This window comes from Mucilaginibacter glaciei, assembly GCF_014773245.1.
Taxonomy (GTDB): Bacteria; Bacteroidota; Bacteroidia; order Sphingobacteriales; family Sphingobacteriaceae; genus Mucilaginibacter; species Mucilaginibacter glaciei.
In genome coordinates this window covers 97,873-124,647 of record NZ_JACWMX010000005.1, presented here as the reverse complement: position 1 = coordinate 124,647, position 26,775 = coordinate 97,873, and the positions used below count along the sequence as shown (strand labels likewise).

Sequence of the window (26,775 nt, the reverse complement as noted above, 5' to 3'; positions counted from 1 at the left end):
CAGTATGAGTTTATCGTCGGTAAGTATAAAAAGACCTGTACTGGCAACGGTATTATCTGTTGTTATTGTTGTATTTGGTGTTATAGGATATAAGTTTTTGGGCGTAAGGGATTTCCCTTCGGTCGACCCTCCTATTATTTCGGTATCAACCAGCTACTCGGGCGCCAACTCAGATGTAATTGAATCGCAAATTACCGAGCCTTTAGAGAAAGCCATTAACGGTGTGCCGGGCATCCGGAATATCTCTTCAACCAGTTCGGTAGGTTCCAGTAATATCACCGTAGAATTTGACCTGGATGCCGATTTGGAAACCGCGGCTAATGACGTGCGCGACAAGGTATCACAAGCCCAGCGCCAATTACCGCAAGATATTAACGCGCCGCCGGTAGTAACCAAGGCCGATGCCAGTGCCGACCAGATCATAACCGTGTTGGTAAGCAGTAACACACGCAACATTACCCAGGTAGATGATTATGCCGAAAACGTACTGCTGGAAGGCTTACAAACCATACCGGGTGTGAGTACTATTAACGTACAGGGCCAGCGCCAGTACGCTATGCGTTTATGGATAGACCCTAATAAACTATCGTCGTTAGGTTTAACGGCTACTGATATTGGTGCAGCCTTAGCCCGCGAAAATGTGGAGCTGCCTGCAGGTAAAATTGAAGGGAACAATACCGAGATCACCATCCGTGCGCTGGGTAAGCTAACGACCGAAAAAGACTTTAATAACCTCATTATCCGTGCAGATAGCAATCGGGTGATCAGGCTCAATGATATTGGTTACGCTGTTTTAGGATCGGCTAACGAAGAAACTTCGCTTAAGGAATCGGGCATCCCGATGGTTGGTTTAGCAATTGTACCACAGCCGGGTGCCAATTATGTGCAAATTGCCAAAGACTTTTACGCCCGTTTAGAGCAGATCAAAAAAGATTTGCCACCGGATATTACGGTTAAGGTAGCGTTGGATAATACCAAGTTTATCAACAATTCCATTACCGAGGTAAAGGAAACTTTGCTCATCTCGTTCATTCTCGTTGTAATTATCATTTACCTTTTCTTTAGGGATTGGTTGATCGCGTTCCGCCCGCTGATCGATATCCCCGTATCGTTGATTGGGGCATTCTTTATCATGTATGTGTTCGGCTTCTCTATCAATATCTTAACGTTGCTGGGAATCGTGCTCGCAACGGGCTTGGTGGTGGATGACGGGATTGTGGTAACCGAGAATATTTACAAAAAGGTAGAGGCCGGTATGGCTATCCGCAAGGCAGCATTTGAAGGTAGTGCCGAGATCTTCTTCGCAGTGGTGTCTACATCGGTTACGCTGGCGGCGGTGTTCTTGCCCATCATCTTTTTACAGGGCTTTACCGGCAGGTTGTTCCGCGAGTTTGCGGTCGTCGTTGCGGGGGCTGTGTTAATCTCTGCTTTCGTATCACTTTCATTAACGCCGATGCTGAACGTAAAGCTCATCCGTAAAAATCAGAAGAAATCAAAGTTCTACGAAAAAACAGAGCCTTTCTTTGTAGCCATGACCACCGGCTATACCGAGACGCTGGTTGATTTCATGAAAAAGAAGTGGGTATCATTCGTTATCCTGGGTGTCTCGTTATTGGTTACCGGTATCTTGGTAAAGGTCACCCCGTCAGAATTAGCCCCGTTGGATGACCGCAGCTTACTGCGCTATTCTGTAACCGGTTCTGAAGGCGCTACTTATGAGTATATGACCAAGTATATGGATAAGGTGGCCAACCTGGTTGCCGATTCTATCCCAGAAGCTAACGTGAACCTCGAGATCGTATCGCCATCATTTGGCGGTGGCGGGTCGGCTAACTCGGGCTTTGGCCGTGTGGGTTTGGTTGCTCCTGATGAACGCGGCCGTACCCAGCAGCAACTGGCTGACTGGCTCAATAAAAAATTAACCAAAATGCCCGATGCCCGCGCCATTGTGGTGCAGGAGCAAACTATAAGCGGTGGTGGTAGCGGTGCCCGTACCTCTTTACCTGTGCAATTTGTTATCCAAAACCAGGATTTTGAAAAAATCCGTAAAGTGTTGCCGGAGTTTTTTGCCGAGGTATCCAAAAGCCCTGTTTTCCAGGGAACAGATGTTAACCTGAAATTTACCAAGCCCGAGCTTAGGGTTACTACCGACCGTGACCGTGCGCGCGATCTGGGTGTATCGGTTGATGATATTGCCCAAACGCTGCAATTGTATTACAGTGCCGGCCGTTTAGATTACTTTTTGATAAACGGTAAACAATACCAGGTTATAGCCCAGGTTGACCGCGCTAACCGCGACCAGCCGCTTGACCTTAAATCTGTTTATGTGCGCAGTACAAAGGGCACCCTGGTGCAATTAGATAACGTGGTATCCGTTGCCGAAAGTGCCAGCCCGCCGTCTATTTATCACTTTAACCGGTATAAATCGGCCACGGTACAGGCAGGCCTTGCGCCCGGCGAAACCGTAGGAGATGGTATCAAAGAAATGGAACGCATCAAAGCAAAATTGCTTGATGATACCTTTAGTACAGCACTCAGCGGCCCATCGCGTGATTACGCCGAGGGTTCATCAAACATCGTATTTGCTTTTGGCTTTGCGCTATTACTGATCTACCTGGTGCTTGCGGCCCAATTTGAAAGCTTTATGGACCCTTTTATTGTAATGATGACTGTGCCACTGGCTATATCGGGTGCATTTATATCACTCTGGTTATTTGACCAAACTTTGAATATTTTCAGCGAGATCGGTATCATTACCCTGGTAGGGTTGGTAACCAAAAACGGTATCCTGATAGTAGAGTTTGCCAACCAGCGCATGGAGCATGGCATCAGTAAGTACGAGGCCGTTGTTGAGGCTGCTACCGCGCGATTACGCCCTATCTTGATGACCAGTTTAGCTGTAGTGTTAGGTTCAGTGCCTATTGCATTGGCCCTGGGTGCAGGTGCTAAAAGCCGGGTATCATTAGGGATAGTTATTATTGGCGGTATGTTATTTTCATTGGTATTAACCCTTTACGTTATCCCTACTATGTATATGGTATTTGCCTCAAAAACACGCCGCGACCCCGATCACGAACCCGCTGAAGAGGAAGCGCAGGCAGACGAAAAGAAACCACAGATAATTATAGCAAAATCATAAGGAGCACATGAAGTTTAAGAAAATAATTTGCCTGATCTTTTGCACCGCTACTTTCAGTGCGGTTGTGAAGGCACAGCAGGTGCCGCTGCTTACGCTACAGGATGCTGTCGAGATCGCCTTGAAGAATAACTATAACATCAAGCTCTCTCAAAATAACAAAACCATTGCCGCCAATAACGTTACCCTTGGTAACGCAGGTTTTTTACCGTTAGTAACCGGCAATGCTACAACAACCAGTGGCATACAAACTACTAAGCAAACCCGTAACGATGGTACAGTTAACAATATCAACAATGCCCATAACTCCAATAATAATTATGGGGTCAATTTAAACTGGACTATTTTTGACGGCTTTAACATGTTTGCCACTTACGACCAGTTAAAGCAACTGGACAAATTAGGTGCCATAAGGCTACAAGATACTATTCAAACTACCGTGGCCAATGTTATCAACACGTATTACAACCTGATCAGCCAGAACGAGCAGATCAAGGCTTTGCGTGGTGCAATAGAAATTTCGCGCACGCAGCTACGCTATTCAAATGATAAGTTTAATGTAGGGCGGGTATCTAAGCTTGATGTTTATAGTGCACAGGTTACTTTAAATACCGATACGGCATCGTTGATCACGCAGATGCAAACATATAAGACCACTAAGATCCAACTGAACCAACTGCTGGTACGCGATCTGCAAACTGATTTTACCGTGAGTGATACGATTGTTGTTGACGAAAAATTACTGTTAGGGGATATCCTTAGCAAAGCGCAAAACCAAAACCCCGATATACTGTCGTCACAAATAAACCGCAGGCTGGCCGAGATCAACCTGAAGCAGGTAAAATCAACCCGGTACCCGCAAATAGGGCTAACGTCGGGTTATACCTTTACTAACAGCCGCACCCCGGCGGGTTTTACCCTGCAACAAAATGCAAGGGGCCTTAATTATGGCCTAACTGCAAGTATTAACATTTTTGACGGCCTTAACCAATGGCGCCGCGAACGCAATGCCAAGTTACAGATCGATAACGCGGATATTTCTGCGAAGCAAACCCGTTTAAATGTAGAGGCTGATATTAATAATTTTTATGTGGCGTACCTCTCCGGCCTGGAACTGATCAAGTTTAGCCAGTCGAATGTGGAATTAACACGTAAAACGCTGGAGATTTCATTAGAGAAATATAAGATTGGCAATATTACCCCATTAGAGATCCGTACCGCGCAGCGGGATTACTTAAATGCACAATCGGTTTTCTTTTCTGCACAATATCAATCTAAAATGGCCGAGGTTACATTAAAACAAATAACTAACAGTATAAATATTCAATAAGAATATTTATTATTGTTTTTATTTTCCCAAGATGCCGGTGCGCTATAAAACCTGTTTGCTGATAGACGACAATTACATTGATAATTTTGTCACGCGTAAGATTTTAGAGAGCGGCAACTTTGCCGAAGATATTGTAGTACACCAATCGCCTACGGATGCAATAACAGCCCTGCGCAATGGCAGTGTAAAGCCCGATGTGATCTTCCTGGACATTCGTATGCCCGAAATGACGGGCTTTGAATTCCTGGTAGAATTTGAGACCATCGAGATGGAAGAGAAGGAGAAGGTAAAGATCTTTATGCTCTCCTCATCGCTTGATCCTACAGACATGAGTAATTCACTTGATAATAAATACGTTGCACAGTTTGTGCATAAACCCCTCACGCATCAAACGCTTGAGGACCTTTGTAAATGATATTAGTAGCAGATAGCGGATCATCTAAAACAGATTGGCTGCTCAAAGTAGCCGGAGAAGAACCTAAAGCTTTTAGGTCTGTAGGGCTTAACCCATACTTCCTTACCGAAAAAGAGATTGTTAAAGTATTACAGGACCAGCTCCCTGATCTGATTGCTTACGCCGATCAGATTGACGAGATCTATTTCTTTGGCGCGGGCTGCTCCAGCCCCGACAGGCATGAGATCGTTTCTAACGCGTTGAGCACCTTTTTTTCTAAATCGTACATTAGTGTTGATAGTGACCTTTTAGCTTCGGCATACGCCACTTGCGGGTATGAGAAAGGCTTTTGCTGCATTCTGGGTACCGGATCTAATATTTCTTTTTTCGATGGCGAAGAAATTCACGACGGGCAGCACGGCTTAGGTTATGTGCTGGGCGATGAGGGTGCAGGTACGATCATCGGTAAAACCCTGGTAACCGATTTTTTGTATGGCCGGATGCCATTAGACATCAGCATGAAGTTCAATAACGCTTACAAGCTGACAAAGGAAGCGGTGATCAAAAACGTTTACCAGATGCCCCGGGCTAATTCGTACCTGGCATCGTTCTCTAAATTTTTAAGTGAGATAAGGCAAACGGAATATGCGCAATCCCTTCTGCAAACCGTTTTCCAGGAATTTATTGATACCAACATTAAATCGTACCCGCAATACACTAAATTCAAGTGCCACTTTGTAGGTTCTATCGCCTATATTTTTGCAGACGAACTGCACGCCATTTGCGAACAGAACGGCGTGCATGTGGGCAAGATCATCCGCCAACCTATCAATGATCTGTTGGATTTTATGATCAAAAGGAATTTAAGCTAAGATTCTTTTTCGTCTTATAGCTACAAACACTATCCCTAACACTGCCAACACACTACCCGCTTTTGGCAGGTAATCGCCATGTGCGGCATAAAAAGTAATTTCTGTATTTAAGTTAATATCTTGCTTTAGCGCTGCCCGCACCCACCATTTACTTTGCTGCACCACATCACCCCGCTGGTTAATGAAGGCAGAGATACCCGTATTGGCCGACTGGCACACCCAGCGGCGGGTTTCAATAGCGCGAAGCTTGGCGTAATCTAAATGCTGGTCTTTACCGGATGTATTTTCCCACCAGCCATCGTTAGTAATAATGGCAATAAATTGCGCACCTTCCGTAACGGCTTTAGCTACCCATGCACCATAGATGGATTCGTAACAGATAACGGGTGCCGCGCCTATTCCGCTTTGCGAATAAAATACGCCGGGCTGCTCCTGAATGGTATAGGCCCCGGTTGCGCCGCCCAGATGCTCGAAAACCGGTTTTAAAAAAGAGAACACGTTGCCAAAAGGTAATGCCTCTGCCCCCGGCACTAAACGCGATTTATGATAAAACTGAACTTTAGACGAATTCTCGATATTGATGGCCGAACTGTAATGATCCCAAAAACCACCGTTAGGCATGGGCGAAGCGGTTTCGTTGGTACGCTTATCATACATGCGGTACGTTTCGCCACCAGTAATTACGTTGCCATTTTTGTACTTATTGATAAACTGTTTTACCTGCGCATAATGATTGCTTCCTAAAATATGATCCTCATCGATATATTGAGAAATCGCCGTTTCGGGCCATAAAAAAAATTCGGTATTTGGCTGGCCGATGGAATCGGATAAATCGGTAAGCGCTTTAATTTGAGTATAAACCGGGATCCCCTCCTTAGCATAAGGCTCGATATTAGGTTGTACTACCACGATGTTTGATGGGTTGACAGCTTCCTTATAGCTATAATACCGATAAAGCGAAAAGCCAAGCGGCAAGATCAGCACCAACGCAAAAGCTGAAACAAGTTTTACCCTTAGTGTTTTTACCTGTGCTTCGCGCAAGCCTACGTATAGTAAAAACACCAGGATATTAACAACCCAGATCCAGATAGTACCACCATATACGCCGGTATATTCATACCACTGGATCCATTGGTGCGAAATGGCAAAGCCGTTGCCGATCGTCATCCAGGGGAAGTTAAGATCCCAGCTTTGGTGCAGGTACTCGTAGCCTACCCAAAAACAAACCAATGCAACCAGGCTCAATGCACGACTGGTGATCAGCCGCATGCGGTAGTATAACCAGCAGGCAATGGCCATTAACAACGGCCCCAGCGCATAAGGGATCAGCGTGATCGGGATAGCTACCAACGGGCCAATGATCTTTAAGGAATTATACACCCAGTAAACACATAAGGTGTTCCAAACAAAAAAGCCTAAAAAGGCAGTGTTAAAGATTTTTTTGCCCTTTCCGGTAGCGGTTGACTGGATAATGTTTTCTATAGCCAGCAGCATCGGCACAAAGCCTAAAAAAAGCAAGAACGTAGTATAAGGCGTAGGCGGCCAGGCTATCCAAAGCAATAGGCCCGATAATATAGATAAGGTTATGTTTTTTTTCATTTGGTTACACGTATTTACAACTATGTCATTGCGAGGAGCGTAGCGATGTGGCAATCTCAGAGGAAAAGCGGATATGCTAAGTTCGGAGATTGCTTCGTACCTCGCAATGACGCTCTCGATGGAATAATTTGTGCCAACGTCTTAGTCCTCCTCCTCATTATCATATTTCTTTTTCTTTTTATCACTCTCAACCGGGGCAGCACCTGCAACGCACATTACAAATTCGCCTTTTAGGGGATGCGTTTCAAAATAAGCCTTAACTTCTGTTACAGTACCGCGAATGGTTTCTTCAAACATTTTGGTCAACTCACGCGACACCGAAAGCTGCCTGTCGGCACCAAAATATGTGGCCATTTCGTCCAGCGTTTTCAATAAACGGTGTGGCGACTCGTAAAGTATAATCGTGCGTTCTTCCGTAGCGAGGAATTTATACCGGGTTTGGCGGCCCTTCTTCAGTGGTAAAAATCCTTCAAAACAAAACTTATCCGTAGGGAAACCGGAGTTGACCAATGCAGGTACAAAAGCCGTTGCACCCGGCAGGCATTCTACCGCAATGTTAAATTTCAACGCCTCGCGGACCAGGAAAAAACCAGGGTCGGATATGGCAGGCGTCCCCGCATCAGATATCAACGCTATATTTTGCCCCATTAGCAAAAACTTGATGATCTCGTTACTGCTTTGATGCTCGTTATGCTGATGGTGTGCAAATACCTTATTCTGGATATCGAAATGCTTCAGCATCGGTGCAGATGTGCGGGTATCTTCGGCCAATATCAGGTCGGCTTCCTTCAGGACGCGGATAGCCCTGAAGGTCATATCCTCCAGGTTGCCAATTGGGGTGGGTACTAAATATAGTTTACCGGTTGGGGTTGGGTTCATGGGTTTGGTCCACAGTTTACGGACGATAGGCGATAGTGATGTGACGTTTGAGCAGTGCCAAATATCTGTGGACTATGGACTATGGTCTATCGACTTATTTATATCTTTGCCTAAAATTATAATAATGCTGCAAGTTAGTTATATCCGCGATAACAGGGAACAGGTTTTAGAACGTTTGGCTGTAAAAAATTTTAAACAGGCCGAATTAGTAGATGAAGTGATTGGGTTAGACGAGAAACGCCGTCAAACGCAAAATCAGCTGGATACTGTATCGTCGCTGGCTAACGCGGCTGCCAAACAAATTGGCGAGCTGATGCGCAGCGGTAAAAAGGATGAGGCAGAAACCATAAAAGCCAACACCGGCAAATGGAAAGAAGAGAGCAAACAACTGGGCGACCAATTAGCCGCTTTAGAAGCCGAATTGCAGGATAAACTAGTTTTATTGCCCAACTTGCCGCATTCATCTGTCCCTAAAGGTAAAACGCCCGAAGAAAATGAGGTAGTACTGGAAAACGGTACTATCCCCGAGTTGCCTGCCAATGCTTTGCCGCACTGGGAACTGGCCGCTAAATATAATCTGATAGATTTTGAATTAGGTGTTAAAATAACCGGTGCCGGTTTCCCTGTTTACAAAAACAAGGGTGCCAAATTGCAACGCGCTCTCATAAATTTCTTCATTGACGAGGCCGAAAAGGCAGGGTACAGTGAAGTGAGCGTGCCATTGATGGTGAACGAAGCTTCGGGTTTTGGCACCAGTCAGCTGCCGGATAAAGAAGGACAAATGTATTATGTTGGCGTAGATAATCTTTACCTGATACCTACTGCAGAGGTACCTATTACCAATATGTATCGCGATGTGATCTTAAAGGCGGATGAACTGCCGGTTAAAAATTGTGGGCATACGCCATGCTTTCGCCGCGAGGCAGGTTCATATGGGGCACACGTACGCGGACTGAACCGACTGCACCAGTTTGACAAGGTAGAGATAGTACAAGTGGTACATCCGGATACATCTTATGAAGTATTGGAAGGTATGAGCGCACATGTGCAAAGCCTGCTACAGAAACTTGGCCTACCCTACCGCGTATTACGCCTTTGCGGCGGCGATATGGGTTTTGGCAGTGCCCTTACGTATGATATGGAAACCTGGAGTGCCGCACAAGGGCGTTGGTTAGAGGTATCATCTGTATCAAACTTCGAAACCTTCCAGAGCAACCGTTTAAAACTGCGTTTCCGCAATACAGAGGGCAAAACACAATTAGCGCATACGCTTAATGGCAGCGCTTTGGCTTTGCCTCGTATAGTAGCAACTTTGTTGGAAAATAATCAAACCGATAAAGGGATTAAAATGCCGGAGTGCTTAGTGCCTTATACTAAGTTTGAGTGGATAGATTAATTAATGAGAAAGTTGCCACTCTCTAAAACGGCTGAGATATTATTTGGATTGAGCCTCATTCCATCAATTGCTTTTATTGCGCTTGTTCATTTTATTACCGAGTATGAAAATATTCGATGGCGATGGGCGGATATTAGTTTTGCACTAATGATATTGGCGGTACTGGTGTGTCCGATAATCTATTTTATCCAATTTAATTTTCACAAATATCTGCATAAGCGATTATTATGGCTGTATCCATTAATATTAAATGCAATTTGCGGAATAGCCCTCGTAACATCTTTTATAATGATACAAGCATGGCTTTCCTTAGTATTTTCTTTGTTTTACATTAGTTCGGTTTACTTTGGATATACCGCCTTGTTAAAGGCGTACAAAGCTAACATTAGCTAAGGATTTAATCATTACATTCCCTTTTGTATCGCTTCGTAAATAGCATCCTGAATTCTCGGGCGGATGTTGAGGCTGCCTAATTTGCTGCCTACGGTTGGGTTTACCCGGTTAGACAGAAATACATATACCAAATTGTACTTAGGGTCTACCCAGATACAGGTACCCGTATAACCGGTATGACCGTAAGTTTGATCTGATGCCAGTTTTGACGGGTAATGCCTGTCGGCAATTGGGTCCCAACGGTCAAAACCTATCCCCCGGCGACTAACAGCCGATTGCTTGGCCGTAAACAGATCAACCGTTTCCGGTTTAATGTATTGTACACCGCCGTATAAACCACGGCTCAACATCATTTGGTATAAGATGGCAATATCGTTAGCGGTAGCAAATAGGCCTGCGTGGCCTGCAACGCCACCCATCAGGGCTGCGGTTGGGTCGTGCACATAACCGTCTAACAAGTCGTGGCGATCGGTCTGGTCATTCTCTGTGGGGATGATCCGGTCCAACGGGAAGCGGTATAGCGGCAAAAAGCCTGCAGTTTGCATCCCCAGCGGGGTATAAAAATCTTTTTGTACAGCTACGTTAAGCGGTGTTGCGGTTAGCGTTTCTACAATCTGCTGTGTCATGATGAGGCCAACATCGCTGTAAACATATTGCCCGCGTGTTTTAACCGGTGATCTTAACACATCGGGCCACATCACATCTTCAAAATAACCCTTTCTTAAAAAATAACGGTTATTCACTTTGGTAGGATATGCGGCTGATGAATCGGCCATATGATCTGCCGGTTTGATCTTGCCGAATGTCTGGATATCGGGGATCAGGCCTGCCTGGTGTTCCAGTATCTCGCGAACAGTCAGGTCGGCTTTGTTTGTTTTGCGGGTAGATGACAGGTAAGTGCCCGCAGTAGAATCCAGATTCAGTTTACCCTGATCGAATAGCTGCATTACCTCCATAGTTGTAGCCGAAACCTTGGTCATGGAAGCCACATCAAAAATATCTGTGATCTTATCGGGCTGCAGGTTATCATAAGTATGAAAACCGTAGGCCTTATTGAAGATCACCTTGCCATCTTTAGCAACCAACACCACGCAGCCAGGGGTAGCCCTTTCACTTATCGCTTCGCGGGCAATATCATCTATAGCTTTTAAATTATCAGCGTTGATGCCTGCATCTTCCGGCACGGTATAAGCCAGGCGGATCTTAGCAGTAATAAAACCACTGCCCGCTTTGTATTTTGGTGTAAATGTTTTGGTTAATAGCTGGGTGATAGGCTGCCCACCGAATACTACCTGGGCAACATACAACGCCGATACAGGCGTTACCCGTGCCGACCAGATAATTGGTGCGGTGATATCGTTTAATTTAGCTAAAGATGAACCGTTACCCCAATAAGCAATCACCATATTCTTCATCTTTTGATTGGTGCTGATAAAGCTGACGATCTGCGGGTTGGTTAGGTCTACATCGTTTACCTGTACCACAAGGGTTTTGTAAAACTTGGTATCCATTGCCAGCATATCCAGGCTTTTTACGCCCATGTAATCATTGCCATTAAAAGATGGTACTCTGGTGTATTTGTTAAGCAGGCTGTCAAAAGCTGTAGCGTAAAGGTTGCTGAAGCGGATACTGGCTACTTTAGTGGTTTCTAAACTTTGCAGCGGCACAACCTTATTCTCATTGTTTAATAAGACGGTCGCTTGCTCTACCGAACGCTCTTCCTGCACATAGGCCTTCCCGGTAAAGGGAGGTTGCTGCGCACATGCCGAATTAAAAAGAACAATACCCGATAACAGGAGAAGGTATAAATTCCTGCTATTTCTTTTCATAAACCTTAACACCATTTATATACGTTTTTATTACTTTAACATTAGGCAGCTCGCTACCGTTTACCTTCATGATATCTTTGTCCAATATGATGAAATCGGCATATTTGCCCACTTCTATACTGCCTTTTTCCTTTTCTTCGAAGTTGGCTTTTGCGGCCCAAGTGGTCATCCCTTTTAACGCTTCTACACGAGTTAATGCATTTTCCATCTGGAAACCTCCGGCGGGTGAGCCTTTCAGGTCTTTACGCTCAGTAGCTGCATAAAACGTGTACATCGGGTTTATATTTTCTACCGGGAAATCTGTCCCAAGCGGTAACCAGCCGTTTTGCTGCATCAGTTGTTTGTAGGCATAACCAGTTTTTAAACGGGCTGCTCCCAATCGTTTTACCGCCCATGCCATATCTGATGTAGCATGTGTAGGCTGTACAGACGGGATGATATTGTTATTGCCAAAATATTTCAGGTCCTCGGGAGCTGTTACCTGCGCATGTTCTATCCGCCAGCGTTTATCATTCTTACCTTTCAGGTTCTCTGCATAAATTTTCAGGATCACGCGGTTAGCCGAGTCGCCGATGGCATGGGTACACATCTGGAAACCTTTGGCGGCTATCTTTTTGGCTACCTCTTCAAAATGGGCCTTGCTGCTTAATAAAAAGCCGTTCCATTTAGCCGAGTCTGCATAGGGCTTTAATAAACAAGCGCCGCGCGAGCCTAAGGCACCGTCGGCATAAACCTTAAATGCCCTTACATTCAAGCCCGGCGTTTTGTAGGCACCACGTTTAAACAGATAGTCGTAATTTTCTTCCTGGTCGGCAAGCATCACATACATACGCATTTTCAGATCGCCTTTGTGTTGCAGGGCTGCTATGGTGCTCACCATTGTGTAGGGCAATCCGCAATCATCTACGGTAGTTAAACCTACCGCAAAACAGTTGCGTTGCGCATCCAATAAAGCATTCTGGGTAACCTGCTCGGTAGGTGATGGGATCTTGCGGGTAACAATACCAACCGCGTTATCAACCAAAATACCCGTTAATTTACCTTTAACGGTTTCTATAGTGCCGCCAATAATGGTTTGGCCGGGTTTAACACCGGCAATATTCAAAGCTGCCTGGTTAGCGATGGCTGCATGCCCGTCTATCCGGCTTAAAATTACCGGGCGCACCGGGAACAGCGAATCGAGTTTAGCTTTATTTGGGAAATTTTTATTGGCCCATTGGTTTTGGTCCCAGCCATTGCCGATGATCCAGCCTTCGGTATGCTTGCGCGAGTAGCTGCTCACGGTATCTAAAATGGCCTGCCAACTTTTAGCGCCGGTTAGCTTCACTTCCTGCAAACCTAAACCGTATTCATAAAAATGGGCATGTGCATCTATAAAGCCGGGGTAAACGGCCTTACCCCCTGCGTCCACAACTTCGCGTGCTAAATATTTTTGTTCTAACGTATCGGCTTTGCCTACTGCTACAATTTTTCCGCTGCTTACCACAAAGGCATTCGCAGTGGTAAAATTACTATCAACAGTGTACACAACGGCGTTTTTAACTAACAGATCGGCATTGTATTCTTTTTGTTTGCAAGCGGCGGCTATCAGTAAAAACAGCAGGGGCCAAAGTTTCTTCATATCTATTTTTAACAGCGATGTGTAAATAATGCGGGGTAAATAGTATATACAACTATCTAAAGGTAAAGTTATGCAATCAAATAATTAATTTAGCATCGAAAAGAAAACCGCCCGTGAGGCGAAGAAGGGAAATAATTTTAATGCCAGATATAATTCATCTTTTACCCGATGCAGTAGCCAACCAGATAGCCGCAGGCGAGGTGGTACAGCGGCCTGCATCCGCAGTAAAGGAATTGATAGAGAACGCGATAGATGCCGGTGCCGATAAGATCCAGCTGATTTTAAAAGATGCAGGGAAATCATTGATCCAGGTAATTGACAACGGTTGCGGAATGAGCGTTACCGACGCGCGCATGTGTTTTGAGCGCCATGCTACTTCAAAAATCCGCAAGGCAGATGATCTTTTTGCGATCCGTACGATGGGTTTCAGGGGCGAGGCGATGGCTTCTATTGCTGCAATTGCCCAGGTGGAATTGAAAACCCGCCGCCACGAAGATGAACTGGGCACCTGCATTTGTATAGAGGGCAGCGAAGTGGTCAAACAGGAAGCGTGCTCGGCTAATACGGGTACCTCCATATCCATCAAAAACCTTTTTTGTAACACACCCGCCCGCCGTAACTTTTTAAAAAGTAACCCGGTAGAGATGCGCCACATTATCGACGAGTTTCAGCGGGTGGCACTGGCCAACCCTCAGGTTTTTTTAACAATGCATCACGATGGCCAGGAGGTTTATCATTTGCCTTCATCGGCCATGAAACAGCGCATCGTGCACCTGTTTGGCAATAACTATAACCAGCGGTTGGTTCCCGTTGAGGAGGAAACTACCATTATTAACCTGCGCGGCTTTGTAGGCAAGCCGGAGTTTGCCCGTAAAACCCGCGGCGAGCAGTTCTTTTTTGTGAATAATCGTTTTATAAAAGATGCTTACCTGAACCATGCGGTGCTAACGGCTTTCCAGGAGTTATTGCCTGATGAAACGTACCCGCTGTATGTTTTATTTATCGATATCGACCCGGCCAAGATAGATATCAATGTACACCCTACCAAAACAGAGATCAAATACCAGGACGAGAAATCGATCTACGCCATTATCCGCTCGGCGGTAAAACGCTCATTGGGTAAGTATAATATTACGCCCACGCTTGATTTTGACCAGGAGAACAGCATCGGACACCTCATTACACCCAAACCGTTTGATGAAATCATTCAACCATCTATAGCCTTTAACCCTGATTTTAACCCCTTTGCTGCAGAGAAAAAGGCCGACAGGGAGATCCCCTATTTAAGGGATAATAATAATTATCGCGAGGCTATCCCGCGTAACTGGGATACCTTGTATGAGATAAGCAAGCGCGAAGATACATTGCAGCATGAAATGCACCCGCAGCAAAGCATGCCCGCGGTGGAGGAGCAGGAGATCACCAAAAGCAGCGAGAAGCAGTTTTTCCAGGTACATAACCGCTTCATCATGTCGCAGATCAAATCGGGCTTCATGCTGATCAGTCAGCAGGCGGCGCATGAGCGTATTTTGTACGAGCGATTTTTGCAACAATTGCAAAATCACTCCGGTACCAGTCAACAAAGCTTATTTCCGCAATCGGTAACACTAAACAGCGCCGATTTTGAGTTATTGAGGGAGTTGCTGCCCGACATTCGCGGCCTGGGTTTTGACATCCGCGAGTTTGGTAAAAACACGGTGGTAGTTGAGGGTATACCGGCAGACATTAACAATGCCAACGAGCACGAATTATTGGAGCAATTGTTAGAAGGATTTAAAAACAACCTGGCTATTTTAAAGTTAGATAAACGCGATAACCTTGCCCGCTCACTGGCGCGCAATGCGGCTATTAAAACAGGGGTAAAATTATCGATGGAAGAAATGAACCAACTGGTCGACCAACTTTTTGCCTGCCAGATGCCAAACCTTGCACTAAATGGCAAGCCTGTAATTAGTACCTTTACCCTGGCCGAATTAGCCGAACGATTTGAAAAATAGCTTTATAGCTTAAACATATTATACAGAATTAAAAAATGCAATCACCATTTGCCAATGTACCGCCGGTAACAAAAAACCTGCTCATTATTAATATCATCTTTTTTATCGCTACATACGCGTTAGGGCAATATATCGATCTTACCAAGATCCTGGCAGCATATTACCCGCTGTCGCCATTATTCAGGCCGTGGCAAATTATTACCTACATGTTTATGCACGGCGGGTTTGCACACATTTTCTTTAACATGTTTGCACTGTTTTCATTCGGGCCCATGCTGGAGTACACCCTGGGGTCTAAACGCTTTTTTAACTACTACTTTATTACAGGCATAGGTGCGTTTGTATTGTACATGGTAGTGCAGGCTATCCAGATCCATGCTATTGCCGGTTCATTTTCGGTACCTCATCCCGAAATTGAATCATCGTACTTTAATTACGGCGGGCAGGAAAATGCGCAGGCATTATATGGCTTTTATAACTTCCCGATGCTGGGTGCCTCGGGTGCCATATTCGGGATATTGGTGGGCTTTGCCATGCTGTTCCCCAACCTGGAGATGATGATTATGTTCATCCCAGTACCTATTAAGGCAAAATACGTAGTGATCGGTTACATTGCGATAGAATTATTCTCAGGCATTGGCCGCTTTTCGGGCGATTCTGTTGCGCACTTTGCGCATTTGGGCGGGGCGCTCTTCGGCTTCTTGTTAATAAAGCTGTGGAAGGTGCAAAAGCCCGACAATTTATATTAATGAATATCAGTTATTGATCTAATATCTTCGGTGTGAAATGAGTACCCTTTGGCAAAACATACAATATAAGATCCAGCAGTCGGGCAGTAAAATCACCTTGCTGATAGGCATCAATGTGGCTATTTTTTTATTGATAAACGTTACCGCAATTGTCGAGCAGCTTTTTAGCGGCTTTGGTAACAGTGCAATATTAAATTTAACAAATGAGTACCTTCTGTTGCCGGCAAGCTTGCCAAAGCTACTCACTCGTTTCTGGACACCTATTACCTACATGTTTATGCATGCCGGTATTTTCCATATCCTGTTTAATATGCTTTGGCTTTATTGGATGGGGAAGATCTTTGAAGAATATCTTGGTAATAAACGCACCATTGGTTTATACCTTTTTGGCGGCCTTGCAGGCGGTTTATTATTTGTTGCGTGCTACAATCTTTTGCCTGCCTTTACCAATGTAAACGCTGCGGCAACCAGTACTATTGTTGGTGCATCGGCAAGTGTTATGGCAGTGATTATTGCCACGGCAACCTTACTACCCGATTACACTATCTCTCTAATCCTGATCGGCCCGGTTAAGTTAAAATGGATAGCTCTATTTTACATCGTGATAGATTTTTTTGGTATTGCAGGTGCCAATGCCGGTGGCGAAATTGCTCATTTGGGCGGCGCGCTGATGGGTTTTATCTACATTAAACAAATGCAGCGCGGCAACGATTTTATATTGGCTATTAGTAAATTGTTTATCCGGTCAAAACCTAAACTTAAGGTAGTTGCCAATCCTGCGGCACCTAAAAGGTCAAGCGGGTTACCTCAACAGGACGAGATTGACCGGATCTTAGATAAAATTTCAGGCTCGGGTTATGATAGCCTGAGTAAACAGGAAAAGGAAACACTGTTTAGAGCAAGCAACAATAATGAGGGCTAAAAAAAAAGGATTAAACTTTTTTGAGAAATTATTGCTTTACTTCAACGTCATGCTTTGTGTGGCGCTGCTGCTCAGTTACATTGCAGGGTATGTAGACCCACGTAAGTTTTGGCTCATCGCTTTTTTCGGGCTGGCTTACCCGCCGCTCCTGTTATTTAGCGGCATCATGGCCGTTTACTGGCTGTTGCGAAAGAGCTTGTATGCGCTGTTATCTATCATTACTATAGCCGTTGGCTACAACGTATTAGCCAGCAATATCGGCATGCGGCTACCTGCCGACAGCGACAATACCGCTAATAAAAATACGCTTACCTTAATGACTTATAACGTACATAGTTTTAAAGTGTATGGGTTAAACAATACGCTGGCTACTAAGCACGATTTTTTGGAGCTGATCAAAGATCAAAACCCCGACATTATTGGGATGCAGGAGTTTTATACGCGCAGGCGTGGGCAGTATAACATGATAGATTCTGTAAAAAGGATTATGAACAGTAATGAGTATTATTATGAGCCCTTTGATGCAGTGCCTGATGAATCTTCAGGTATGGCTATTTTCTCTAAATACAAAATTATCGGTCACGGCTGGGTTAAATTCAACAGCGGCAGCGGGAACCAGTGCATTTATGTTGATGTAGAAAAGAATGGGTCAAAGTTCAGAATGTACAGCGTGCACCTGCAATCTATCCATTTTGAGCCCGAAGATTACAAATACCTGGGCGATGTATCAAAAAAAGGCCCTACAGACATGAACGCAACCAAACGCCTGGGCAGTAAATTAAAAAACGCCTTTATCAAAAGGGCCGAGCAAGTATTCATCGTAAAAAATCACGCTAAAACCTGCCCATACCCCTACACTATATCGGGCGATTTTAATGATACTCCGGCATCCTTCGCGGTAACGCAAATGGCAAAGGGCATGAAGAATGCGTTTCGTGAAAAGGGGGCGGGATTAGGCCGTACCTATAACGGCGATTTCCCCAACTATCAGATAGATTTTGTAATGGTTAGTCCGCAGATAAAGGTGAATGATTACCGGATCATCGAAAAGAAACTATCCGATCACTATCCCCTAAAAACCGAACTGGTTTTAAATTAGTTTTATAGAATGAAAGTTTGGGTAACAGGATCATCCGGGCAGTTGGGCAAAGCCACTGTAAAACTTTTGAGGCAGCATGGGCATACGGTTTTTGGTGTGGATCTTATCCCGGCGGCAACAACCGACCAAATACTGGATATAAAGGATAGGGCTGCTATCGAGGAATCAACCGAAGGTTTTGATGCCATTATCCATACCGCGGCTATTCACGGCAAGCATTATGAATTGAATTACCCGCGTGAAACCTTTATCGAAACCAACATCGGCGGTACGCTTAACCTGCTTAATGCCTGTGTCAAGAATAAGATCAACCGGTTTTTGTACACCAGCACTACATCCATTTATGGCAGCGCCATGGTTGATGCCGACAAAGCCGTTTGGGTGGATGAAACCTTAATTGAACAGCCGCGCGATATTTATGACATCAGCAAGCAAACCGCCGAGCAGTTATGCAAGGATTTCTTTTACAAGGAAGGGCTGCAAACATCTGTCTACCGGGTGGGCCGTTTTTTGCCCGAAGCTGATAACCTGCGGATTAACCACCGCCTTTACCGCGGGCTGGATGAGCGCGACGGGGCCGAAGCATTACGATTAGCATTAGGGGTAACATTCGCGGATTTCGAAGTATTCAACATATCCAGCGGGTCGCCGTTTGGGCAGCATGAACTTGTATCTATTAAGCACTCGCCAAAGGAAGTTATCCTTAACCATTACCCCGAAGCAGAGGAGATATACCGGGCAAAAGGTTGGGAATTCCCGGGCAGTATTGACAGGGTTTACGTTTGCGATAAGGCGAAACGATGTTTGGGCTATCAGCCGGAATACACCTTCGGCTATTTGTTGCATCAATAGTCACCCAAACGTAGCCATTAATAATCCTGTCAGGTTCAAATCAAAAAAATTGTAAGTTTGCGCTCATGGAACAAAAATTATTTGTTTACAACACTTTAACACGTAAAAAAGAGGAGTTTAAGCCGCTGAATGCCCCGCATGTGGGAATGTATGTTTGCGGCCCTACCGTATATAGCGACGTTCACTTAGGTAATTGCCGCACCTTTATTTCTTTCGACCTGATATTCCGTTACCTTTTACATTTGGGCTATAAGGTACGCTATGTGCGTAATATTACCGATGCCGGCCACCTGGAGGGCGATGCAGATGAGGGCGAGGACAAGGTATCTAAAAAGGCCAAAATAGCCCAGTTGGAGCCTATGGAAATTGTACAGAAGTACACGGTTGATTTTCATAACGTGATGCAGATCTTTAACGCGCTGCCGCCAAGTATCGAGCCAACAGCTACCGGGCATATTATTGAGCAGATAGAACTGGTAAAAGACATACTGGCGCAAGGCTATGCCTATGAAGAGAACGGATCTGTTTACTTTGATGTTGAAAAATATAACCAAACTCAGGACTACGGTATACTCAACGGCCGCAAGCTGGAGGATATGCTGAACAATACCCGCACCCTGGGCGGCCAAAACGAGAAACATGGCAAACTTGATTTTGCCCTTTGGATAAAGGCCAAGCCTGAGCATTTAATGAAATGGCCGTCGCCGTGGGGAGTAGGTTTCCCGGGCTGGCATTTAGAGTGCTCGGCCATGAGTAATAAATACCTGGGCCAGCAGTTTGATATTCATGGCGGCGGTATCGACCTGATGCCAACGCACCATACTAATGAGATTGCTCAAAACGTGGCCTGCTGCGGTAAAAACCCGGCATCGTACTGGTTGCATACCAATATGCTGACCACCAACGGCCAAAAAATGTCAAAATCATTAGGCAACAGCTTTTTACCGCACGAATTATTTTTAGGCACGCACCCGTTATTAAAAAAAGGTTACAGCCCAATGGTGGTACGTTTCTTTTTTATGCAGGCCAGCTACCGCAGTACTGTAGATTTTAGTAATGAGGCTATCGAGGCTGCCGAAATATTCTACAAAAAGCTATCAGAATCTGCCAGGAAATTGGCGGTATTAGAACAAAATGCGCTTGTAGCTGTTGATGCGGAGACCGAAACGGCCATTAATGAATTTTGTGAAGATTGCTATCGCGGCATGAACGACAATTTTAATTCGCCAAAAACGTTAGAGGCTTTGAGCAATTTATCTAAGTGGGTAAATTCATTCGCGGCGGGAACGCGTAATTCGGGCGAGATATCGGCCGACACGTTTGCAAGGATGAAGAAAACCTACAACGATTTCTTCTTTGATGTTTTGGGCCTTAAATTGGATGATGCCGAGAGCGGCGACACCGGCCAATTAATGGAGCTGATTGTTAAATTACGCAACGAGGCAAAGATCAATAAGGATTACGCCACGTCAGACAAGATCCGCGAAGGGCTTAAACAGGCGGGTTTCCAGTTAAATGATAATAAACAGGGAACAACCGACTGGGTCAAAATATAATACAAACAACAATAAAAGGGGGCTTGGGGCATGCCCGTTTTACCAAAAAAAATATACAAATGCCCGCTACATCTATTACATCGATATGAAAAAATTAATAGTAGCCGCAGCTATCCTATCTGCCGGTATCACCAATACAGTATTTTCACAAACTGTGGCACCTGTTGCGGTTACCGTTGGCAAAGTAGTTACTGCCGAAGAGGATTTTAATAAAGTAGTAGAACGCAAAGGCATAAAGAACGGATTTTTATCGGTTGCCGATATTGAAGGGGTTGTGTTTAAACCACAGGCTATTAAAATAGCTGAATTTTACGGCTCGATAGATAAACAACCCGGTAAGCTAACATCACAGCCTAAAATTGCCCGTATATCTGCCAATGGCGATCTTGGTTTTACAGCCGGCCCGTACGTTTATCAAAATGGTAAAACCGAAGACGATAAGGTGTACGGCGATTACCTTTCTGTTTGGCGGATGGACGCTTCTGAAAACAAATTTAAATTGCTTATCAACCTGGGTATCCAGCACCCGGAACCTGAAAAGGAAATGGCGGTTGATTTTAAGGAAGCTGATTTAAGCAAGCAAAAGGCGGCAAGTAAAGAGTTGTTTAACGGCAAAAAGCTGATCCTTGATAATGATAATATCATGAATCATTCTTTAGAGCTTTCATCATTAGCAGCTTACAAAGAGTTTTTAAGCCCCGAGGCTCGCTATTTTTTCCCTGGATTTGAACCGATAACATCTCCGGACAAGATTTTGAAATTTATAGCTAACGAAGGGATCAGTATTTCGTCACAAACTTTGGATGCCGGCCGTTCTACCAGTAATGATCTGGCTTACAGCTATGGCAAGGCCCGTATCAAAAAGGGTAACATTGTTAATAACTATAACTACGTGCGCATCTGGGAAATTGATGCCAGCCATAAATGGAATATCCTGTTAGAGATGTTCTCTACAGTAGAGAACTAAATAACAAATAATTCGATAACAGAGAAGGCCGCAAATTGCGGCCTTCTCTGTTACATGGTTAATGCCATCAACTTAATTCGTTAAAACAAACAATTCTTCATTAGAGCTATCCTCTCAATAGATTGTTTTTGCCCTTGCATAAAATCATTTCGGCAATTGGCAGGGTTTATAGATATTAGCCGGAGTAACTTTTAGTAACCCGGGCAACCAGCTTTATGCTATTCAATTCCTTAAACTTTGCGTTGTTTATACCGGTAGTTTTTTTGCTTTATTGGTTCGTAACCAATAGGAATTTAACCTTCCAAAATATACTGTTGCTGGTAGCCAGCTACTTTTTTTATGCTTGCTGGGATTATCGCTTTCTTTTCCTGCTCATCTTTTCAATCTTTTTAGATTTTTATACCGGTCATAAAATACACTCCGCAAAGCGGCAAGCAGGTAAGAAATTTTGGCTATGGTTAAGTGTTGGTGTAAACCTGGGCTTTTTAGGTGTGTTTAAATATTACAATTTTTTTGCCGGGTCATTTACCGATTTGTTGTCACACTTTGGATTTAGGGCGAGCTTTACTACGCTCAATATCGTCTTGCCGGTGGGCATATCCTTTTATACTTTTCACGGCTTAAGTTACGTTTTCGACATTTACCGCAAACGGATAACCCCTTGCAAAAGCTTTGTGGAATACTCTGTCTTCGTGAGCTTTTTCCCGTTACTGGTGGCGGGGCCAATTGAACGCGCCACTCACTTATTGCCGCAAATTCAGCAAAAAAGGATCTTTGACTACGACAAAGCGGTTGACGGGTTGAAGCAAATACTTTGGGGCCTGTTTAAAAAGATAGTGATAGCCGATAATTGTGCCGAGTTTGCCAATATGATATTTAATAACCCTGCGCATTACCCCGGCAGCACTCTGGTATTAGGCGCGTTGTTCTTTACCTTTCAAATCTACTGTGATTTCTCCGGCTATTCTGACATTGCCTTGGGGGTAGCCCGGTTATTCGGGATAGAGTTATTGCGTAACTTTGCTTACCCCTACTTTTCGCGCGATATTGCTGAATTTTGGCGCCGGTGGCATATCTCTCTATCATCGTGGTTTAAAGATTATTTGTACATTCCCTTAGGCGGTAGCCGTGGCAATACCTGGAGCCGTATTCGCAATACATTCATCATATTTTTAGTGAGCGGCTTGTGGCATGGGGCTAATTGGACTTTCCTTGCCTGGGGGGCCTTAAACGCAATTTATTTTATCCCGTTATTATTGTCCAAACGTAACCGTACGCATATAGATGTTGTGGCAAAAGACGGACGATTCATTTCAATTAAAGAATTCTTTCAGATCATCTTTACATTTGGTTTAACTGCTTTTGCTTGGATCTTTTTTCGCTCCGAGAGTATAGGCGCAGCTTTAAATTACATCCGGGGGATCTTCTCAAGGTCGATACTCACTATTCCTACTGGTGCTTCGTTGAGCGGCGGATCAAGCAACCCGGTAACAATCATAGCGCTTACCGTAATATTTATATTAATGGAATGGGCAGGCCGCGAACAATTATTTGCCATTGCCAAAACGGGGCTTAAATGGCCAAAACCATTACGATGGACGTTTTACCTGACTTTAGTAATTGCCATATTTTATTTCTGCGGGATACAGCAGCAATTTGTTTATTTCCAGTTTTAATATGAAAAAGTTTATCGCCACTTTAAGTGTATTTACTGTACTGGTAGTCGCTGTAGTTTACATCTGTAACCGTAACTACTACCCCACCGGTGCGAAGGGCAATGATGGTTACATAGGTGCAATAGTTGATAAACACGCTTATGCAGCTAAAATCAAATTGCCACGCATACTTTTCTGCGGCGGTTCAAACGTGGCATTTGGTATTAACAGCAAACGCATTGCCGATAGTTTAGGCATCCCGGTAGTAAACCTTGGATTACTGGGTAGCTTGGGTTTAGATTTTATGCTTAATGAAGCAAAGGCCGTAGCACGCCCGTCAGATATCGTGATCGTGTCTCCTGAATATGAATTGAGCGTTGACGGTGCCCATACGTTAAAAAAGGAAGCGCAAAGGATCTTCCCACAGGCAGGTACCTATTTTAAGACCGGCCTGGAGCAATTTATTACCGATTTTTTTATTGAAGACCTTCAGAAAAACTTCGCGGTTACCCTTGCACATTTGTTGCACAGGCCGCAAAAGGGTTTCCCTACCAATGTAGTGTACTCGCGCAGTTCTTTTAACCAATACGGAGATGTGGTACGCAACTTTACAAACCCTTCAAAAGACTTTTTTACTAAAGTGAAACTTAACTACCGGCCATATGCCGGCATAAAAAACCTAAATAGTTTTAAGGATTATGCCGATAAGAACCACATAAAGGTATTTTTCCTGTACCCCGGCTTCCCGCAATCACTCTATAAGAAATCGCTGAAACCTATTAACGCCTACGCTGATGAGTTTGACCGCGAACTGAAGATAAAGATCCTAATTAAACCATCGGATGCCATTTTTCCGGATAGCGTATTTTATGATACGGAATATCACCTTTTACCCTCTGGGCGCGAGCTGCGTACGGATAAGGTTATTGCACTGCTTAAGAAAGAAAAGTTAAAATAGCCTAACACTCCGGAAGGCTTATAGGGATGTTGATCGCCAGGCCGCCGTCTGAAGTCTCCTTGTATTTGGAATTCATATCCTGCGCGGTTTGCCACATGGTTTTTACCACGGCATCTAAACTTACTTTAGCCTTATCGGGGTTGCTTTGTAAGGCCAGCTGACTTGCTGTGATAGCCTTGATGGCGCCCATGGTGTTCCGTTCAATGCAGGGCACCTGTACCAGGCCACCAATCGGGTCGCAGGTCATGCCTAAGTGATGCTCCATGGCTATTTCTGCCGCCATCAATACTTGGCGCTGGCTTCCGCCTAAAACTTCTGTGAGGGCTGCCGCAGCCATTGCTGATGATACACCTATTTCGGCCTGGCAGCCACCCATCGCGGCAGAGATGGTAGCTCCTTTTTTAAATATGCTGCCCACTTCAGATGCTGTGAACAAAAACTGGATAATCTTTTGATCGTCTAACCCGTCACAAAAGCTGATAAAATATTGCAGCACCGCCGGGATCACACCCGCGGCACCATTGGTAGGTGCGGTAACCACACGCCCAAACGATGCATTCTCTTCGTTAACGGCCAAGGCAAAGCAACTTACCCAATCTAATATATTTTGAAAGCTGTTACCCGTTTGGCGCATGGCCAAAACCCACTCTATATAATTGGTATAAGTATGGCCCTTTAATAACCGCTTATTTAGCGCGCAAGCCCTGCGGGCTACATTTAATCCTCCCGGCAGGCTGCCGGCGGTGTGGCAACCGCGGTACATGCACTCTTGCATTACCTTAAAGATATTCATTACCCCATCGCGGGTTTGCTGTTCGCTGCGCCAGGCCAATTCATTTTCTGTCACCACTTCAGAGATCTTGAGGCCGGTTTTGCGGCACCAGTGCAGCAGATCGCCAGCGGTTTCAACCGGGAAGGGAAGGTCAACCTCTAATTTGTGCTGGGTTTGTTCGCCCTCTTTAACGACAAAGCCTCCGCCTATTGAGTAAAAGGTGCCCGATACCGCAGTTTCATTACTTAAAAAAGCCTGGAATGTTACCGCATTGGGGTGGAAAGGAAGGCTCTCTGTAAACAGGAACAGCATATCATCATCAAAGAAAAAGCTGATGGGTTTTATACCGCCTAACAGCAGCTTATGATCTTGAGTGATTTGCGTTATTTTAGTGTCTATGCGGTCAACCTCAAAAGTTACCGGGTCATCGCCGCTCAGGCCAAGCAATATGGCGATGTCGGTACCGTGCCCCCTACCGGTTTTGGCCAGCGAACCATACAGCAGGACTTTTATCCCGACTACCAAATCCAGTACTTGTTTCTGTTGTAATAGCTCCACAAATTGTTGTGCGGCGCGCCAGGGGCCAAGTGTATGCGAACTTGACGGCCCAATGCCTATCTTAAACATATCAAATACCGAAATTTGCTCTCGTTGCATGGGTTAAAATTACGGATAGTATTTTGTATTGTGTTTGTAATCGGGACGGAAGTGCGGAGCGAGATCCGGTTTAACAAATAACCTCGGACGCTTAATTAAACTCCCGGCAGTTTTACGCCTGCAGCAGCCAGGTCTTTTATAATCTTTTCCTGCAAGGCTATTTTAGCAACCAAAAAATTATTGGGGCTAACCCAAACGTTTACTGTAAAGCGTACGCCGTCAATTTCTAAGGCTACTACGCCAACCCGGGTTGCCGGTTCAGGTAAAATACCAGGCGTTTGCGTAATCGCATTATTTATTATTTCCTTTACCTGATCAACCCCGGCAGCGTACCCCAGCTTAATTTCAAAATCAAGCCTGCGCTTGCCTTCGCGGTTTTCATTTACAATAACCTCGTTAAACAACTTACCGTTGGGGATAATCACAGTTTTATTATCGACAGTGATGAGCACCGTATAAAAGATCTGGATAGAGGTTACCCTGCCAGTTTGCCCCTGCGCTACAATGTTATCATCAATTTCGAAAGGCTTCAATAAAAGGATCAGCACCCCGCCTGCAAAGTTTTGGAACGTGCCGGATAATGCCAAACCAGCCGCCACACTAAACGCACCTATTATAGTGGTGAATACGGTTAACTCTAAACCCACAATATTCATTACCGAAATAATGAGCAGTACATAAAGACTGGTGATAGAAAGACTTAAAAAGAAGGGCTGTAATGAGGAGTGCACATTGCGGTTAGCCATACGCATGCGTATGCGGGTACGCAAAAACCTTATGAACCAAATGCCGACAAAAAGGACAAATAATCCAAATAGCAGGTTCGGGCCTTTTGCAACAGCCCATTTATGAAATTTATCGTAGAATTCGTGCGGCTCCATAACTGAAGCCAAAATTAGGATTTTTTACTTAACTGTATAACGTCACAAATAATTCGGGGCCTTTAAAAAGGACCCACTCAACCAGGCGGCTGTGTATCTGTGTTTTTTTATTGATAATGTGCTTCATGCTTCAGTTTATTCAAACGCTGTGCCTAAACCGACTCATTCGCGTTTGTTATCAGCAATTACGCATAAATAGTTAACGCGGATGTTCAAAACGGTTAAACTATTGTTAATTGGCTAATTATCGTTGTTTTTATA

Annotated in this window: 20 protein-coding genes; 14 read left to right on the top strand and 6 right to left on the bottom strand. The window is 44.6% G+C overall.

The genetic code is table 11. The features are described 5' to 3' along the window. Positions 1-4 precede the first annotated feature (4 nt). The 4 genes from IDJ76_RS12965 to IDJ76_RS12950 are packed head-to-tail and all read left to right on the top strand — an operon-like array spanning position 5 to position 5,732. Positions 5-3,139 carry an efflux RND transporter permease subunit gene (locus tag IDJ76_RS12965; protein ID WP_191163760.1) on the top strand — a complete coding sequence of 1,045 codons (3,135 nt, stop codon included), beginning with the start codon at positions 5-7 and terminating at the stop codon, positions 3,137-3,139. Positions 3,140-3,146: 7 nt separating this feature from the next. Beyond that, positions 3,147-4,466 (top strand): TolC family protein, encoded by a 1,320-nt coding sequence (locus tag IDJ76_RS12960; RefSeq protein WP_191163759.1) that lies wholly within the window; start codon positions 3,147-3,149, stop codon positions 4,464-4,466. Positions 4,467-4,497: 31 nt separating this feature from the next. Next, the gene (locus IDJ76_RS12955) at positions 4,498-4,881 is read left to right on the top strand and encodes a response regulator (protein ID WP_191163758.1); all 384 of its coding nucleotides are present in this window, start codon (positions 4,498-4,500) and stop codon (positions 4,879-4,881) included. Beyond that, positions 4,878-5,732, top strand: a complete 855-nt coding sequence (locus IDJ76_RS12950) for an N-acetylglucosamine kinase (RefSeq protein WP_191163757.1) — start codon at positions 4,878-4,880, stop codon at positions 5,730-5,732. The genes IDJ76_RS12955 and IDJ76_RS12950 overlap by 4 nt, the downstream gene beginning before the upstream one ends. On the opposite strand, the gene lnt is transcribed toward IDJ76_RS12950, so the two are convergent. Together lnt and rsmI are read right to left on the bottom strand one after the other, a co-directional pair. After that, complete coding sequence (gene lnt, locus IDJ76_RS12945; protein WP_191163756.1) at positions 5,724-7,331, bottom strand: apolipoprotein N-acyltransferase; 1,608 nt, start codon at positions 7,329-7,331, stop codon at positions 5,724-5,726. The genes IDJ76_RS12950 and lnt overlap by 9 nt on opposite strands. A 141-nt stretch (positions 7,332-7,472) precedes the next feature. Then, positions 7,473-8,210, bottom strand: coding sequence for a 16S rRNA (cytidine(1402)-2'-O)-methyltransferase (gene rsmI, locus IDJ76_RS12940; protein WP_191163755.1), 738 nt, complete (start codon positions 8,208-8,210; stop codon positions 7,473-7,475). A 124-nt stretch (positions 8,211-8,334) separates the two neighbouring features. Here rsmI and serS point away from each other — a divergent pair, with 124 nt between their 5' ends. Continuing rightward, complete coding sequence (gene serS / locus IDJ76_RS12935) at positions 8,335-9,606, top strand: serine--tRNA ligase (RefSeq protein WP_191163754.1); 1,272 nt, start codon at positions 8,335-8,337, stop codon at positions 9,604-9,606. A 404-nt stretch (positions 9,607-10,010) separates the two neighbouring features. Here serS and IDJ76_RS12930 read toward each other — a convergent pair whose 3' ends face one another. Beyond that, complete coding sequence (locus IDJ76_RS12930) at positions 10,011-11,828, bottom strand: serine hydrolase domain-containing protein (RefSeq protein WP_191163753.1); 1,818 nt, start codon at positions 11,826-11,828, stop codon at positions 10,011-10,013. Further along, positions 11,815-13,449, bottom strand: a complete 1,635-nt coding sequence (locus IDJ76_RS12925) for an amidohydrolase (RefSeq protein WP_191163752.1) — start codon at positions 13,447-13,449, stop codon at positions 11,815-11,817. The genes IDJ76_RS12930 and IDJ76_RS12925 overlap by 14 nt, the downstream gene beginning before the upstream one ends. Positions 13,450-13,589: 140 nt before the next feature. On the opposite strand from IDJ76_RS12925, the gene mutL reads away from it, so the two are divergent. The 9 genes from mutL (at position 13,590) to IDJ76_RS12880 (ending at position 24,204) form a co-directional block, all read left to right on the top strand. Beyond that, positions 13,590-15,446 carry a DNA mismatch repair endonuclease MutL gene (gene mutL / locus IDJ76_RS12920; protein WP_191163751.1) on the top strand — a complete coding sequence of 619 codons (1,857 nt, stop codon included), beginning with the start codon at positions 13,590-13,592 and terminating at the stop codon, positions 15,444-15,446. 35 nt (positions 15,447-15,481) lie between these two features. Further along, the gene (locus IDJ76_RS12915) at positions 15,482-16,195 is read left to right on the top strand and encodes a rhomboid family intramembrane serine protease (RefSeq protein WP_191163750.1); all 714 of its coding nucleotides are present in this window, start codon (positions 15,482-15,484) and stop codon (positions 16,193-16,195) included. A 37-nt stretch (positions 16,196-16,232) separates the two neighbouring features. Then, entirely contained in the window at positions 16,233-17,117 is an 885-nt protein-coding gene (locus IDJ76_RS12910; RefSeq protein WP_191163749.1) for a rhomboid family intramembrane serine protease, read from the top strand. Then, the gene (locus IDJ76_RS12905) at positions 17,107-18,216 is read left to right on the top strand and encodes an endonuclease/exonuclease/phosphatase family protein (RefSeq protein ID WP_191163748.1); all 1,110 of its coding nucleotides are present in this window, start codon (positions 17,107-17,109) and stop codon (positions 18,214-18,216) included. The genes IDJ76_RS12910 and IDJ76_RS12905 overlap by 11 nt, the downstream gene beginning before the upstream one ends. Before the next feature lie 9 nt (positions 18,217-18,225). Continuing rightward, entirely contained in the window at positions 18,226-19,068 is an 843-nt protein-coding gene (locus tag IDJ76_RS12900) for an NAD-dependent epimerase/dehydratase family protein (RefSeq protein ID WP_191163747.1), read from the top strand. Between the two features lie 65 nt (positions 19,069-19,133). Continuing rightward, positions 19,134-20,624 carry a cysteine--tRNA ligase gene (gene cysS, locus IDJ76_RS12895; protein ID WP_191163746.1) on the top strand — a complete coding sequence of 497 codons (1,491 nt, stop codon included), beginning with the start codon at positions 19,134-19,136 and terminating at the stop codon, positions 20,622-20,624. 85 nt (positions 20,625-20,709) lie between these two features. Further along, positions 20,710-21,591, top strand: coding sequence for a nuclear transport factor 2 family protein (locus IDJ76_RS12890; RefSeq protein WP_191163745.1), 882 nt, complete (start codon positions 20,710-20,712; stop codon positions 21,589-21,591). Positions 21,592-21,806: 215 nt separating this feature from the next. Beyond that, positions 21,807-23,267, top strand: a complete 1,461-nt coding sequence (locus IDJ76_RS12885; protein ID WP_191163744.1) for an MBOAT family O-acyltransferase — start codon at positions 21,807-21,809, stop codon at positions 23,265-23,267. A gap of 1 nt (position 23,268) precedes the next feature. Then, positions 23,269-24,204 carry a hypothetical protein gene (locus IDJ76_RS12880; protein ID WP_191163743.1) on the top strand — a complete coding sequence of 312 codons (936 nt, stop codon included), beginning with the start codon at positions 23,269-23,271 and terminating at the stop codon, positions 24,202-24,204. A gap of 1 nt (position 24,205) precedes the next feature. Here IDJ76_RS12880 and IDJ76_RS12875 read toward each other — a convergent pair whose 3' ends face one another. After that, positions 24,206-25,633: an L-serine ammonia-lyase gene (locus tag IDJ76_RS12875; protein ID WP_191163742.1), complete on the bottom strand. Its 1,428-nt coding sequence runs from the start codon at positions 25,631-25,633 to the stop codon at positions 24,206-24,208. A 95-nt stretch (positions 25,634-25,728) separates the two neighbouring features. Continuing rightward, the gene (locus IDJ76_RS12870) at positions 25,729-26,526 is read right to left on the bottom strand and encodes a mechanosensitive ion channel family protein (RefSeq protein WP_224746315.1); all 798 of its coding nucleotides are present in this window, start codon (positions 26,524-26,526) and stop codon (positions 25,729-25,731) included. Between the last annotated feature and the right edge of the window lie 249 nt (positions 26,527-26,775).

What these genes read in the sequence shown, in the direction of transcription:
- IDJ76_RS12965 (WP_191163760.1), top strand. Translation starts at nt 5, where the DNA reads ATGAGTTTATCGTCGGTAAGTATAAAAAGACCTGTACTGGCAACGGTA.
- IDJ76_RS12960 (WP_191163759.1), top strand. Translation starts at nt 3,147, where the DNA reads ATGAAGTTTAAGAAAATAATTTGCCTGATCTTTTGCACCGCTACTTTC.
- IDJ76_RS12955 (WP_191163758.1), top strand. Translation starts at nt 4,498, where the DNA reads ATGCCGGTGCGCTATAAAACCTGTTTGCTGATAGACGACAATTACATT.
- IDJ76_RS12950 (WP_191163757.1), top strand. Translation starts at nt 4,878, where the DNA reads ATGATATTAGTAGCAGATAGCGGATCATCTAAAACAGATTGGCTGCTC.
- lnt (WP_191163756.1), bottom strand. Translation starts at nt 7,331, where the DNA reads ATGAAAAAAAACATAACCTTATCTATATTATCGGGCCTATTGCTTTGG.
- rsmI (WP_191163755.1), bottom strand. Translation starts at nt 8,210, where the DNA reads ATGAACCCAACCCCAACCGGTAAACTATATTTAGTACCCACCCCAATT.
- serS (WP_191163754.1), top strand. Translation starts at nt 8,335, where the DNA reads ATGCTGCAAGTTAGTTATATCCGCGATAACAGGGAACAGGTTTTAGAA.
- IDJ76_RS12930 (WP_191163753.1), bottom strand. Translation starts at nt 11,828, where the DNA reads ATGAAAAGAAATAGCAGGAATTTATACCTTCTCCTGTTATCGGGTATT.
- IDJ76_RS12925 (WP_191163752.1), bottom strand. Translation starts at nt 13,449, where the DNA reads ATGAAGAAACTTTGGCCCCTGCTGTTTTTACTGATAGCCGCCGCTTGC.
- mutL (WP_191163751.1), top strand. Translation starts at nt 13,590, where the DNA reads ATGCCAGATATAATTCATCTTTTACCCGATGCAGTAGCCAACCAGATA.
- IDJ76_RS12915 (WP_191163750.1), top strand. Translation starts at nt 15,482, where the DNA reads ATGCAATCACCATTTGCCAATGTACCGCCGGTAACAAAAAACCTGCTC.
- IDJ76_RS12910 (WP_191163749.1), top strand. Translation starts at nt 16,233, where the DNA reads ATGAGTACCCTTTGGCAAAACATACAATATAAGATCCAGCAGTCGGGC.
- IDJ76_RS12905 (WP_191163748.1), top strand. Translation starts at nt 17,107, where the DNA reads ATGAGGGCTAAAAAAAAAGGATTAAACTTTTTTGAGAAATTATTGCTT.
- IDJ76_RS12900 (WP_191163747.1), top strand. Translation starts at nt 18,226, where the DNA reads ATGAAAGTTTGGGTAACAGGATCATCCGGGCAGTTGGGCAAAGCCACT.
- cysS (WP_191163746.1), top strand. Translation starts at nt 19,134, where the DNA reads ATGGAACAAAAATTATTTGTTTACAACACTTTAACACGTAAAAAAGAG.
- IDJ76_RS12890 (WP_191163745.1), top strand. Translation starts at nt 20,710, where the DNA reads ATGAAAAAATTAATAGTAGCCGCAGCTATCCTATCTGCCGGTATCACC.
- IDJ76_RS12885 (WP_191163744.1), top strand. Translation starts at nt 21,807, where the DNA reads ATGCTATTCAATTCCTTAAACTTTGCGTTGTTTATACCGGTAGTTTTT.
- IDJ76_RS12880 (WP_191163743.1), top strand. Translation starts at nt 23,269, where the DNA reads ATGAAAAAGTTTATCGCCACTTTAAGTGTATTTACTGTACTGGTAGTC.
- IDJ76_RS12875 (WP_191163742.1), bottom strand. Translation starts at nt 25,633, where the DNA reads ATGCAACGAGAGCAAATTTCGGTATTTGATATGTTTAAGATAGGCATT.